13 protein-coding genes are annotated in these 12,679 nt (G+C 63.9%); 2 read left to right on the forward strand and 11 right to left on the reverse strand.

Features of this window, described 5'->3' with window-relative positions; translation table 11 throughout:
- Window positions 1-287 precede the first annotated feature (287 nt).
- The 4 genes from VF617_RS12085 to VF617_RS12100 form a co-directional block, all read right to left on the reverse strand.
- Window positions 288-1,442, reverse strand: coding sequence for a relaxase/mobilization nuclease domain-containing protein (locus VF617_RS12085; RefSeq protein WP_331015136.1), 1,155 nt, complete (start codon window positions 1,440-1,442; stop codon window positions 288-290).
- Entirely contained in the window at window positions 1,439-1,876 is a 438-nt protein-coding gene (locus tag VF617_RS12090; protein WP_331015137.1) for a hypothetical protein, read from the reverse strand. Before VF617_RS12090 ends, VF617_RS12085 begins: the two co-directional genes overlap by 4 nt.
- Before the next feature lie 230 nt (window positions 1,877-2,106).
- On the reverse strand, window positions 2,107-2,844 hold the full coding sequence (locus VF617_RS12095) for a DUF1080 domain-containing protein (RefSeq protein ID WP_331015138.1): 738 nt from the start codon (window positions 2,842-2,844) through the stop codon (window positions 2,107-2,109).
- The gene (locus VF617_RS12100; RefSeq protein WP_331015139.1) at window positions 2,841-3,632 is read right to left on the reverse strand and encodes a DUF1080 domain-containing protein; all 792 of its coding nucleotides are present in this window, start codon (window positions 3,630-3,632) and stop codon (window positions 2,841-2,843) included. Before VF617_RS12100 ends, VF617_RS12095 begins: the two co-directional genes overlap by 4 nt.
- 173 nt (window positions 3,633-3,805) lie before the next feature.
- Between VF617_RS12100 and VF617_RS12105 the strand changes: the two genes are divergently transcribed.
- Window positions 3,806-4,510, forward strand: a complete 705-nt coding sequence (locus VF617_RS12105; RefSeq protein WP_331015140.1) for a DUF72 domain-containing protein — start codon at window positions 3,806-3,808, stop codon at window positions 4,508-4,510.
- Here the strand turns inward: VF617_RS12105 and VF617_RS12110 are convergent.
- The 4 genes from VF617_RS12110 to VF617_RS12125 all read right to left on the reverse strand — a co-directional run bounded on the left by VF617_RS12110 (window position 4,507) and on the right by VF617_RS12125 (window position 9,061).
- Window positions 4,507-6,093, reverse strand: coding sequence for a pectate lyase (locus tag VF617_RS12110; RefSeq protein WP_331015141.1), 1,587 nt, complete (start codon window positions 6,091-6,093; stop codon window positions 4,507-4,509). The two genes, VF617_RS12105 and VF617_RS12110, sit on opposite strands and share 4 nt — an antisense overlap.
- A 66-nt stretch (window positions 6,094-6,159) precedes the next feature.
- On the reverse strand, window positions 6,160-7,464 hold the full coding sequence (locus tag VF617_RS12115) for an ATP-binding protein (protein WP_331015142.1): 1,305 nt from the start codon (window positions 7,462-7,464) through the stop codon (window positions 6,160-6,162).
- A gap of 72 nt (window positions 7,465-7,536) precedes the next feature.
- Complete coding sequence (locus tag VF617_RS12120; protein WP_331015143.1) at window positions 7,537-7,749, reverse strand: hypothetical protein; 213 nt, start codon at window positions 7,747-7,749, stop codon at window positions 7,537-7,539.
- A gap of 64 nt (window positions 7,750-7,813) precedes the next feature.
- Window positions 7,814-9,061 carry an N-succinylarginine dihydrolase gene (locus VF617_RS12125; protein ID WP_331015144.1) on the reverse strand — a complete coding sequence of 416 codons (1,248 nt, stop codon included), beginning with the start codon at window positions 9,059-9,061 and terminating at the stop codon, window positions 7,814-7,816.
- Window positions 9,062-9,189: 128 nt separating this feature from the next.
- Between VF617_RS12125 and VF617_RS12130 the strand changes: the two genes are divergently transcribed.
- Window positions 9,190-9,507 carry a multidrug efflux SMR transporter gene (locus VF617_RS12130; protein WP_331015145.1) on the forward strand — a complete coding sequence of 106 codons (318 nt, stop codon included), beginning with the start codon at window positions 9,190-9,192 and terminating at the stop codon, window positions 9,505-9,507.
- Here the strand turns inward: VF617_RS12130 and VF617_RS12135 are convergent.
- The 3 genes from VF617_RS12135 to VF617_RS12145 all read right to left on the reverse strand — a co-directional run bounded on the left by VF617_RS12135 (window position 9,504) and on the right by VF617_RS12145 (window position 12,678).
- Window positions 9,504-10,517, reverse strand: a complete 1,014-nt coding sequence (locus tag VF617_RS12135; RefSeq protein WP_331015146.1) for an arginine N-succinyltransferase — start codon at window positions 10,515-10,517, stop codon at window positions 9,504-9,506. The genes VF617_RS12130 and VF617_RS12135 overlap by 4 nt on opposite strands.
- Window positions 10,514-11,722: a hydrolase gene (locus tag VF617_RS12140; protein WP_331015147.1), complete on the reverse strand. Its 1,209-nt coding sequence runs from the start codon at window positions 11,720-11,722 to the stop codon at window positions 10,514-10,516. Before VF617_RS12140 ends, VF617_RS12135 begins: the two co-directional genes overlap by 4 nt.
- A gap of 65 nt (window positions 11,723-11,787) precedes the next feature.
- Window positions 11,788-12,678: a DUF481 domain-containing protein gene (locus tag VF617_RS12145; protein WP_331015148.1), complete on the reverse strand. Its 891-nt coding sequence runs from the start codon at window positions 12,676-12,678 to the stop codon at window positions 11,788-11,790.
- Window position 12,679 lies beyond the last annotated feature (1 nt).

Genomic DNA, 12,679 nt, shown 5'->3' on the forward strand with positions numbered 1-12,679 from the left:
GCGGAAGGGCTCGTCGGAGCTACGTGCACCGCCTTGCGGCCGTAACGCAGAATAGGAGGCTCCAAGCCTTGCACGCGAAGGATCGCGACGAGCTATGTTGCTCAACCCGATTGCTGAAGTGGGGTGCCAGCCGAAGGAAGCATGTTGATTGCGTCAGAAGATAACCGTTATCGGCCCATATCTCGCGACCGCTCTTGGCGGCTCGCAGCTCGCGCGCTGGGTCGTCCGGTCTCCCGCACTTCCCGGAACCGCGCCGCGTCCCGGTAGAGCGCGAGCAGCCGCTCGGCTTAAAGGGCTCGCGTCAGCACAATCTCCGATTGCAACTGTCGCCGTTCTTTCAGCTGGGCTTGGACGAGCGAATGACGCTGATTGCGGTCGCGCTGGAGCGCGAAAAACGCCTCGACTTCATTCTGCTTTCGCACCCTGAAATAGCGCCCGGTGATGATGTCCCACGCGCCCTTCACACCATGCCGAATGCGAGCCGAGCGCTCCCGCTGTTCGCGGTCGGCGCGCTGCTTCAGGCCCGCATCGAGCTTCTCGCGTTCCGCAATATGCGCCGACTTCATCGCATTGCGCCGTTCGAGGAGCGGCCGGATCGCCGCCGATGCTACCTGCTTTGCCTCAGCTATATGAGACTTCAGCCGCTTGCTCATCTCCCCAGCGAGGCGGCGCGCTACATCCTCAACCGTATCCAGCTTGCTGGGATCCCCAAGGCGCGCGGCTACGTCCTTCGCCTTCAATTCGACCGCGCGCGGTATTGAGAACACCTCGCCTTCAATGGTGACGGCGACATGCGCGCGGCGCTCTCCGCGGGCGAGGAACAGCCCGCGCTCTTCCAGCGATTGCTTGAAGGAAGCTCCATTGTCTGAGGCAGCCCAGCACTCGCGGATGACGCCTTTCAGTTGGCGCGGGTCGATGCCCTCGCGCTTTGCCTGTTGCCACTCATCAAGCGCAAAATTCCGGGGATCGCGGAGCCGGGAGTCGATGAACCCCTCCGGCATCTTCCAGCCGTTTTCGAGATAAAGTTGCTTAGCGATGTCGCGCAGCTTGGTTTTGAAGAAGGGCAGGGGCTTGGCCGTCATCGTGTCCGCATCAATGCGCGACCACACAGCATGACAGTGGCGGCGACCTTCCTTCTCGTGGAACACGACGATACGCGGCTGGCCACGGAGCCCGTTTCGTTCCTCAATCATGCGCAGCGCGGTTTCGAACACCTCGACTCGCACGCTCTCATCAGCAGGCGGATTGAGCGACACTGAGAACAGGTACTGCTTGCACTGCGTACCCTTCGCCGCCGCATAGGCTTCCGTCATCGCGCCCATAACGCTGTCCGACACGAAGCCGCTGACTTCGTGTACCTCGACATGCTCGTTTTCATCTGCCCTCAGAAGGTGAGCGCCAAGCTGCTTTGCGCCCGCGCGCTGTGAGGCCTTGAGGATCATGTGACCTCCAGGTTCAGCGCCTCCAGCAGAAGCCTGCGCATTTCAGCGATGTGTTCGGATGCCTTTACGAGTTCGGCCTCTACCTCAGGCGTCACAGGCAAGCTGCCAATGTTAGCGGAGCGTGCGAGCTGATTGAGGTTTGCTGACAGCCTCGACTGCCCCAGCAGCGCCAGGAGTTTCGCTAGCGCCTGATGGTCCTTGACCGGATGTTTGCCGCGCAGCCTGGGTGGAGGGTTGTCCGGGTCAAAGAGCCGCCACCGGATATAGGCGGCGACGGACATGCCGGCGGCCGCGCGCTCAAGCCGCGCCTTTTCCTCGAATGACATGCGCAAGGAAACAGGCGCGGTATAGGATTTGGCGGAGCTGACCTTCGTATCGCCCGCCGCTCTCCGCAGTGCCTCACTAAGATTTGGCGGAGAAGTTTTGCGGACCATTCATCCCTCCTTGCCCGCAAATTTTCGCCGGGCTCGCAGGGACTGCTTTTTCTTACGCGTCTCTCTAGGGTGGGGGCTTAGTATCTCATCATTCGCTACCCTCTTCGGCGGAGCTCCGCCGATGGACGTATCAATCAGGATGTTGGACCAATCTTTGAATGTCTGTATCAGCTCCCAGGCGTTCGACTCAGCTTCCGCTGGGCGCGCCAATTCTTCCAGGACATCGCGTTTCAAAGCTTTCGCAGCCACATGTTGCGGAAGCGCACCTCGTGGCCGTGATCCTGGAGCAACAAGGGCGCCTCGCCATGCGGGGGGCCATAGGATGGCGGGCCGCGGAACACGGTTGGGCCTTTCAGCTCGACATGGTTCTGGATCAGCACGCCATTGTGGAAAACCGTCATCCGCGCGGGCGACTTGAGCTTGCCGTCTGCGCCGAAGCGCGGAGCAGTGAAGACGATATCGTAGCTCTGCCACTCCGCCGCGGGGCGGGAGGCATTCACCAACGGGATGAACTGCTTGTAGATCGCGCCGGCCTGGCCGTTCGAATAGGTCACGTTGGTAAAGCTATCTAGGACCTGCACTTCATAGCGTTCCTGCAGGTAAATTCCGCTATTGCCGCGGTTCTGCCCGGTCTTGTCGACAGATTCCTCGGGCGTCATCCATTCGACATGCAACTGCGCGTCGCCGAACGTAGCCCTGGTGCGGATATCACCGGTGCGGGGCGCGACGGTCAGTTCGCCGTTCTCCAGACGCCAGCGTGCCGCTCCCGGTGTCTTGACGCTTTCCCAATTGTCGAGACCGGCCAGCAAGTCGATCGCGTCGCTCGGGCGATCGGCGTCGCGCTTTCCCGGTATTACCTTGACGGGAACGGGACTCCAGACCTCGGTCAGCGGTGCGATATCGGGCGTGACCTGGGCCATGGCTGTCCAGGGCGTGGCCAACGCCGCCATCGCGAGCAACAGCCTCATTTCATTTCTTCCGGGGTGAGCGGGCGGAGGCGGATGTTGCGATAATAGATTTCCGCGAATTCGGCCTGGAGCGCGATCTTGCCATGATCGAGCCTGACCCATGTCGAGCTCGCCGCGTCCCAGCGCTTGAAGCCGGTCGCGCGCATATTGACGAAGCCGTTGACGATGTAAGTCGCGGTGTCGCCGCGCACCACGATCTCCAGCGTGTTCCATTCGGGAAGCTCGTTGAGCGCCCCATGCCGGATCCGCTGGAAGCTTCCATAGGTGCCGACGGTCACCGGGACCCCACCCTCGGCCGGTGTCGCATAGCGCTGGGTGAGGGGGAGGATCGTGCTGCTCGCGCGGCTTGAAATGGCCCAGAGGTCGCCGGTGTCGCCCTCCTGGATCTGCGCCTCCACGCCATAGGGCCAATTGAGGATGCTGTGATCGTAAGCGTGGAAGATCACGCCGGCGTCTCTGACCAGGTCCATGCGCGGCGGGAATTTCTTGGTTCCCCATTTATATTCGAGGCTGAGCCGGTAATCTCGGTAATCGCCATTGGTGAGAATATAGGCCTGTTGCTGCTTGGTGCCCGCTTCGCGATCGGCATAAGCGCGGATCGTGCCGTTCTCGACCGTGAAGATGCTCGACGCGGGGCGATCATCGACCGGCGGCTTGGCCCAGGCGCTCGTCCAGCCCTCGAAATCCTTGCCGTTAAACAGCGGAGTCCAGTCGGACGCCTCGGAGCTTTGCGCCGCGGCGGGCGTCGCAATGCAGAGCATCGCCGCCAAGAGACCTGGTCTCATCATCTACCTCTCCCCGAGTTTATTCCGGCGAGTGTATGCTCTTTGCGAGCGCTCCTCAAGCCAGGTGCCAATTTGCACGACGACTGATCAATATATGAGATTACACCTGGAAATACTGTGGGAGAAACCAGACCGGGCGAAGGGCGTTGCGGTGCTGAGGCATAGGGGAGCGTTGCATGGCAAGGATCGGCACTGCGGGTTGGACGATTCCACGCGCGGAGGCGGAGCGCATGGCTGGGGAGGGCTCGCATCTTCAGCGCTACGCGGCCTGCTTCGACATCGCCGAGATCAATTCGAGCTTTCACCGTCCGCATCGCCCCGCGACTTATGCGCGCTGGGCCGAGGCTGTACCTGAGCATTTCAGCTTTGCGGTGAAGCTTCCCAAGACGATCAGCCACAAACAGCGGCTGGTGGATTCGGAAGAATTGCTGGCGGCATTCGCGGCGGAGATCGCCGGGCTGGGCAGCAAGCGAGGGCCGTTGCTGGTGCAATTACCGCCCAGCTTTGCATTTCCGGGGGAAGTCGCGGAGCGGTTTTTCGATGCGGTAGACGCGGTCATCGGCGGCCAGATCGTGATCGAGCCGCGGCATGCGAGCTGGTTCGAACCCGAAGTAGGTGCGATGCTGGCGGAGCGCCGCATCGCGCGAGTGGCCGCCGATCCGGCGGTGCCCGATGGCGCGGCGCAGCCGGGCGGCTGGCTCGGGCTGGCCTATTTCCGGCTGCATGGCTCGCCGCGAACCTATTGGTCGTCCTATTCGGCCAAGCATATCGCCGCGCACGCCACTGCGCTCGCCGCCTATGACGAAAGCTGGACGATCTACGACAACACCGCCTCCGGCGCGGCGTTGTCCAATGCGCTCGACCTGCGCGACCGGATCTAGCGGCCCAGCGCTGCGATCAGGACCTTCATGTTCTCGATATAGGTGCCGGTGGATATGCCGATCACCGGCTTTTCGGCATTGTGCGGCGAAGTGTCGGTCGCGTCGCCTACCAGCGTTTGCCCGAAATCGCCGGGCGCGGGGGTGGGCGATCCGTCGCCGGCATAGGGATTGCTCGTCGCGCGCAGCTCGGTCGGCCACCAGCCCTGCGCATTGAGCGACTTGATCAGCGCATCAGGTCCGCGCTTGCCGCCGGCGGTGTTGAGGTCGGAGGTCTCGACTTCGTCGAGCAACCAGTAGCGGGGCAGGGGCTTGGCCACTCCCGGGCGCAGCGGCGAGTCCTTGGCGATCTCTGCCGGATTGGAAGCCCTGAGCGTTTCATATTCCTTGCGCAGCGCCGGCACGTTGATCGCGCGGAACGAGCTGTAATGCGTAATCGTGCGATCGGGATTGTAATCGGCATAATATTCGCCGTTCACGATATTAGAGCCGCGGCGGTGGATGTAGAGCGGTTTGTTGGTGCCGATCTCGATGAAGGTGGGATAGGCGCGGCCGTTCTTCACCTTGTCATCGGGCAGCTTGACGCTTTCGAGCCAGTCGAGCGCTTCCGGGATTCGCGCAAGGAACTTGGTCTCGCCGGTCAGCCGATAAAAGCTCATCAGCTGGCGGACATTGGCCGCCGTGGTGTGCGTCGTCAGGGCGGTCGGCTCGTAAGTGCGCGCGCCGATCGGCTTGAGGTCCAGGCTGTGCTGGAGGCCCCAACCGGGCTGGGGCTGGCCATGCTGCGTCACCAGATAGACGTTCATCGCGCGCGTGATAGCATCCATCACTTTCACGTCGCCGCCCAGCACCTGATAGCACATGATCAGGAAGCGGATATTCTCGCCCGCGACATCGTCGTTGAAGGTGATGAAGCCGGTGTAATCGGGCTTGCCGTGATGGCTGAAATCAGGCTTGAGCGGGTAGCGCTGGGGCCAGCCGCCGATCGGATATTGGCTCTCCAGCACGAAACCGAGCGCTTTCTTCAGCGCCGGCAGATATTTGGGATCGTGTTTCTCGACATACAGGCGGAGCAGGAATTGCATCGATTCCGAGGTGCCGGCATCGTCGAACGTGGCGTTGCCCCAATAATGCTGGAATTCCTCGAGCCGCCAGGCATTCTTGCCGATCGTGTCGTACCAGCGCCGGATCGAGGGCTCGCCGCCGAAATCGCCGAAATAATGCCAGCCGCCGCTCTCATGCTGGATCGCGATCAGCGCTGCCGCCGCCTTTTCGGCTGCTTCATAATAATAAGGGTCGTTCGTGGCGTGATAGGCGTCGAGGAACAGATGGCCCATCGTCGCGGTCCCCGGAGGTTGGACCCAGATCATCGAGGGGAAAGCCTCCATCTCGCCCCAGCGCCGCGACATGTCGGGCAAATAGGACCAGACATAGCCGCCATTGGTGGCGACCTTCTCGACCATGAACCGCGTCGCACGCTTCATCGTGTCTTCGATGCGCTTTTCGTTTTGCGCCCTGGCGGGAAGGGCGACGAACGCCAGCGCAAGCATGATCCAGCGCAATGTATTCAATACGGTGGACCGCATCCTCGCCTCTCCTAGACTCTTCGTTGCACCCGCTTAGCGCAGCCGCGCTGACACCGGTAGCACGAATTACGCGGTAGGCGGGTTCGCGGGCAGCACCACCGTGACACGCAAGCCGCCAATCGGCGAGCGGCTCGCTTCGATGCGCCCATGGTGCGCCTCCACGATAGCGCGCGCGGTGGCGAGGCCCAGTCCCGATGCCGCCGCCGAATCCTCGGGGCGATCCGAACTGCGATAGAAAGGCTCGAACAGCCGCTGGGCGAGCATGATGTCGACGCCGGGGGCGCTGTCGTCGATGATCAGACGCCAGGCATCGCGCGAGCTTTCCAGGCCGAGCACGATTCGCCCGTTCCCCGGCGTATAGCGTAGCGAATTGTCGATCAGCGCGCCGAACAATTGCTCGATCCGGGCGCCGTCCCACTTAACCAGGATAGTGTATTCCGGGAGCGTGCTCGTCTCCAGCCGTACATTCTGCGTCTGGGCGCGCTTCTTGTGAGTCCAGATCGCATTGTGGATCAAGGCGCGCGGATCGACTTGCTCGAAGGTGACGGGCAAGCGACCCAGATCGGCGAGCGCGATGGCGCTCAGATCCTCGGCCATGTGGATCAAGCGGTGCGTGTCTTCCTCGATCCCCGCCAGCAGTTCGGGCGGGATCGGCGGCTCGACCTGGCAAAGCGCAATGAAATGCTCGCCCATATTCTCGGTCGGGCGCTTGAGCTCGCCGGAGATGGACACCAGCCACGTGCGGCGCGCCGTCTCCAGCCGGCTGAACTGGCTGGCGATGCGATGCAGGTTGCGCATCGTCGCCACGGTCTCAGGCGGGCCCTCTTCGTCGAAATCGATCTCGTGATCCCCGTGCACGACCTGGCGGCTCATCCGGTAAAGCTCGAGCTGCGGCCGGGTCCAGCGCCGTGCGAAGATATAGGCGGCGATCAGCAAAGCAGTGAACAGCGCGAGCACGATCACGCCGATCCCGATATATTGGGTGGCGAGATAGCGCCGGTCGGCATCGGTGAACTCCGCCCGCTTTACCAACCGGGCAATCGCGACGGTGCGGCCATCGACCTGCACGGGGCGCTCGACGATCGCCGCTCCTCCCGGACCCGCAATCAGATTGCCCTGTGGCGTGACCAGCGAGACGCGCCCGCCGAGCCGGCTGGGGTCAAGCTCGCGCACTATCTGATCGAGCGGACGGCCCGCGCGCGCCGCCTGGCTCGCGGCGAGCGCAAAACCTTCAAGCCGGTCGCGATCACGCGCTTCCACCTGAAACGCGCTGGTCTGGTGCAGGAACAGCACCAGTGCCCCGCCCGGCACTACGGAGACGAGCAGCGCCTGCGCGGCGAGCGTCGTGAAAATTCCCGGAAACAGGCGCAATTTCAAACTCCCCCGCCCGCTGTGCGGACCCGAACCCGGGTAGCGCCCCCCGTGGCGCCGCACAATCGCGCATCAATCCAGAACATCGAACGAGTCCAAAATCTTGGCGCCCGCCATGAACACCGCGATCGGGCAGAGCGCGAAGAACACCCAGCCCATCGCGCCGGGATAGAGCTTCATGTAGTGCACCCCGCGCTCGGCCGCCCCGGTCGCCAGGCCATAGATGATCAGGTACGCCTCGAACTTGGTCTTGATCGTGAAAAGGCGGCTGATGCGAGCGAACATGCCTTGTGTTAAGCAAGCGCCGGGCCAATCCCGGAAACGCGCGATTCCGAGTTAAGCGACTTGGTTACCTGTCAATTAATTCGACGATTTCCAGGGCTTCGAGCAGCGCGCGGCGCGCTTCTTCGACGGTCCTGATCAGCGCGGGATCGCCCAGCTCGTCCTGCGCGATTTGCTCGGGCCAATGCCGGGCGATGATCGCCGCGATGCGATCCAGCTTTGCCGCATCGACCAGGAAGCGCGGGTCGATCGTCGCGGGATCGGCGACCACGCGCAACCGCAAGCAGGCCGGCCCGCCGCCATTGGCCATCGACTGGCGGACGTCCACCACTTCGAGCCGGCGGATCGGGCCATTGCCGGCGATATGCGCCTCAAGCCAGTTCCACACGTTCGGCATGGCGCGAGCCTCGACGGGAACGATCAGCGCCATTTCGCCCGAAGGCAGCGTGGCGAGTTGCGCATTGAACAGATAGGAGCGGATCGCATCTTCGAGGCCGATCTGGCTTGCCGGGACCTCGACGATTTCGACTTGGGGCAGCGCGGCGCGGAGATCGGTGTAGAACCGGTCCTTGTCCGCAAATGCCTGTTCGTGCGCGAACAGCACGCGGCCGTTGGCGACCGCCACCACATCGTTGTGGAAAGCTCCCGCCGCGATCGACTCCTCCGATTGGCGCACGAACAGCGCCTGTTGCACGCCATGGCTGCGAGCGATCGCTTCGCTGGCCTCGCGGTGCTGGCGGGCGGGGAAGGGGCTGCCGGCATCGCCATAGACGAATATCTCGACGCCCGGTGCATCGTGGGCAGGCGCGAGCCGCATGTGGTTGGCCGCGCCCTCGTCACCGAAAGGGGCTGGGACCGGGCCGTGCACTGCGAAGGCGGGGTGGGCGAAGGCAAGCCGAAGCTGCGCCAGCGTCTCGGGCCATTCGTGGCTGCGATGCGGCATCGTCACCAGATTGGCCACCGTGAGGTGGCAGCGGCGGTCCAAGGTGTCGGGCGCGGGGGAGACCGTCGCGGCATTGGCCGCCCACATCGGCGATGCGGAAAGGGCCTGCGCCTTCAGAAGCGGAGAGGCAGCGGAATAGTCGGTCGCCAGGCCTGCTAGCCACCTCTGATCGGGCCGGGCATGCGGCAGCAGGATGCCCTGGGCCAATCCTAGCGCGATATTGCCGCGCATCTTGGCCACCCCCTCCAGAGCGGCGGTCCGCGGACGCGCTACCAAGCCCCGGTTCTTGGTCGCCGCCAGATTGCCGTGGCTAAGCCCGGCATAATTGTGACTTGGGCCGATAATGCCGTCGAAGTTGATTTCGGTTTGCATGGCTTCGCTTGAAAATGGGGATGCCGCTGGCTAGCTGAAAGCCGACGCCACGTCCTCCCCCCAATCGCCGGGTGCCCAGTCCGGGCAGCCTAGCCCTTTCGAAGGCGGATATGAGTACACACCCCGGGATGGCCTGGATTATGTTGTTCGTCGCCGGCCTGCTGGAAATCGTCTGGGCTTATTTCATGAAGCAGTCGCATGGCTTCACGAAGCTCTGGCCGACGGTGGCGACCTTCGTGGCGATGTTCGCGAGCTTCGGCCTGCTATCCATCTCGATGAAGACGCTGCCTTTGGGCACCGCCTATATGATCTGGACGGGCATCGGCGCTGTCGGCGCGTTTGCGGTCGGGGTGCTCGTGCTGGGCGAGGGAGCGGGGACGCTCCGCATGCTGGCGGCGGTGATGATCATCGGAGGACTGGCGCTGATGAAGGCCGCGACGCCCTAGAGGCGAGGTACGTGGAGCAGCGAATCGCCGCTCTTCACGCCGAGAATCCTGGCGCAATCCGGATCGAGCGCGACCCCTCCATCCACGGCGGCAACCCGCCCATAGGCCGCCCGGAAATCCGGCAACCGCCCGGCTGACGCCAGCACCGGCTCACCACGTGGCTCGATCGCAACTACCGGAGATTCGACCGAATCCCGGATCGCCTTCACATTGTCGGTACGCGCTGTCATCGTCGGGCCGCCGTCGAAGATGTCGATGTAGTTCTCGAACGCGAAGCCCTCATTCTCCAGCATCCGCATCGCCGCTCGGCCCGAGGGGTGGGGGAGGCCGATCACGGCGCGGGCGCTCTCCGTGAGCATCGCGGTGTAGATCGGATGCTTGGGCATCATGTCGGCGATGAACTGAGTGCCGTGCACCGCATTGAAGCTGTCCGCCTGCTGGAAGCTCATGCCGAAGAAACGGCCCGCGACGCCGTCCCAGAAGGGAGACCCGCCGGCCTCGTCGATGATCCCGCGCAGCTCGGCCAGCACCCGGTTGGCGAAGCGCGCACGGTGGCGCTTGATGAAGAGATAGCGGCTGCGCGCGAGCAGCATTCCCAGTCCGCCCGCGCGTTCGCCCGGATGAAGGAAAAGCCCGCCAACCTCGGAACAGCCGACCAGATCGTTGGTGAGGTTGAGCAGTTCGGACTGGAAGGTGCGGTCGAGCTCGCGGCTGTGCTTCGAATCGATTCCGATCCTGTAGCTGTAAAAGGGCCATTTCTGGCCGACCGCGGTGAAGATCTGGCAGGTTCCACGCACTTCGCCGGTCGCACTATTCTCCAGCACAAGCAAAAATAGCTCGTCGGCCAGGGTATTCTCGTCGCGCTCGAAGGCGGCGTGGCTGCGCGCCAGCTTGGCGCGGAGCACGCCCTTTTCGGGCTGGAGGTTGGTGAAGCCGCCCCCCGTGAGCTTGGCCATTTCGTACAGCGCCTGGAGATCGCCGTCGCGCGCGGCGCGAATCACGAAGCTCATGCAAGGGCTCCCTGGGCGAGGCGCAGGATGGTGACTGCGGAGAGCGCGGCGCGCTCGGGCAGGCTTTCGGGGATCAGGAATTCCTCCATGCTGTGGATCAGCCCCCCGCGAACGCCCATCGTGTCGACGACGGGCACGCCGCATGCGGCGATGTTGTTGCCGTCACAGACGCCGCCGGTGGCTTTCCACGAAACTGGGATGCCGAGATCGGCGCCGGCCTGCTTGACCAGGCCGAACAGCTTTTCGGCGCCGGGATCGAGCGGCTTTGGCGGGCGATTGAAACTGCCATGGACTTCCACGCGCACATCGTGGCTAGCGCTTACTTCGGCGGCTGCGGCGTCGAGCGCAGCCTGCGCCCGCGCAATTGCATCCTTGTCGCGGGGGCGGAAATTGACGCGCAGCACGGCGAGATCGGGGACGACATTGTTCAGCCCGCCGCCGTCGATCCGCGCGGGATTGACCGCCAGCATCGGCTCGCGCGCCGCCGCCAGCCGCAATGCCAGATCGGCCGCGGCGACCAGTGCGTTGCGCCCGTCCTCGGGATTGCGCCCGGCATGGGCGGATTTGCCCCGCACAATCAGCGAGAAATTTCCGGTGCCGCCGCGCGCGCCCGCCAGCGTGCCGTCGGGCAGGGCCGGCTCATAGGTTAGCGCCGCCAGCTTGCCCTGCGCCGCGCCCGCGATCAGCGCGGTTGACGACAGTGAGCCGGTTTCCTCGTCCGAATTTATCAGCACCTCATAGCCGAACTGGTCCGCGACGGGACTGACCTCGACCGCCTCCAGCGCCGCGAGCATCAGCGCGAGGCCGCCCTTCATGTCCGCCGCGCCTGGCCCATTCAGGTGCCCGCCTTCGAGCCAACGCGCGGTCTGGAAGGGGTGGTCGGCGCCGAACACGGTGTCCATGTGCCCGGTGAGCAATATCTGCACGGGGGCGTCGGGGCGCACCACGAGGTGCAGGTGACGGCCATGCTCGATCGTCTGCACGAGGCCGTCCGCGGAGACAGTCTCGACCGGATCGGGCTCCAGTAAAGCCAGGCGCCCCGGCAGCACCGAAAAGGCGTTGGCCAGCAGATCGGCCATCGTCGCCAGGCCCGCAAGGTTGCGCGTGCCGCTGTTCACTGCGGCCCAGGCCTCGGTCCGCGCGAGCATCGGCGACGCGGAAGCATGCGCCACGGCGGCACGCTCGATTGCAGAAAGCATATTCATTCGCGCGGAGTAGCGCGGAAATCAGGGCGTTCCCACCCCCGCGCCGTTACGCGGGCTATAGCCGTTCAGAAATCCAGAACGAGCGCGGCGCGGCTTATGGTGTCGGTGGACTTGCGGCGTGCGGGCGGCATGCTTTCATATTGCAGCGTGTAGCTTACCTGCGCCGATAGCGGACCGATCAACCGCGCGAGCAGCGCCGATTTGCTCGACACCGTCGAGTTCGCGTCCTGCAAATATGCCGACGCGTTCTGGCGTACGCTGATGCCGCGCGAAAGCTTCCAGTCGAAATCCAGGCTACCGCGCGCCGCCATGTTGCTCTCGCTCGCGTCGGTGATCAGGTGGGTAGTGCGAAAGGCCGGCCCTAGCTCCAGATCGAGCTTCATGCCGGGGCGCTTGATCGCGCTGTATCCAGCCCCCGTCGAAAGCGACAGGCGATCCGTGAACCCGGAGAAACGATCGCTCTCATATTGCGCCGCCCCGTAGAGATAGGCGCGCTCGCCGATCTTCCAATTGGGCTCGTATGCGGCCAGGTAACGCTCCCGCGTGACGCGCCCCAGGCTCTCCTGATAATCCGCCTGGACGCGCAATTTCTGCCGCCATTCCAGTCCCTCGCGCTTCAACTCGATCTGGGCGTTCAACCCGACATTCTCGGTATTGCCCGAAGTCATATAGCCGCCCAGCTCGGCGCGCGCCTTTATTAGGTCGAAGAAATCCGCCTCGCGCAGCTTGCGCTGGGCGGTCTCGCGGCGCTGCTTGTTCCACTTGGAGGCGATGCGCGTGACCAGCTCGCCGCTCTCCGGCGCGGCGGCCTTGGCATATTTCACGATCACCGCGACATCGCCCTCGCTGCCCGCATCCATTGCCGCATCCAGCATCGCCTTGATCGGCGGAGGGATGGTATCCGGGTCCTCGGTATTTGCGAGAAGCAAGGGCAAAGCGAGGAGGAGTAAGCGCATA

This window comes from Sphingomonas sp., from assembly GCF_036388215.1.
Classification (GTDB): domain Bacteria; phylum Pseudomonadota; class Alphaproteobacteria; order Sphingomonadales; family Sphingomonadaceae; genus Sphingomonas.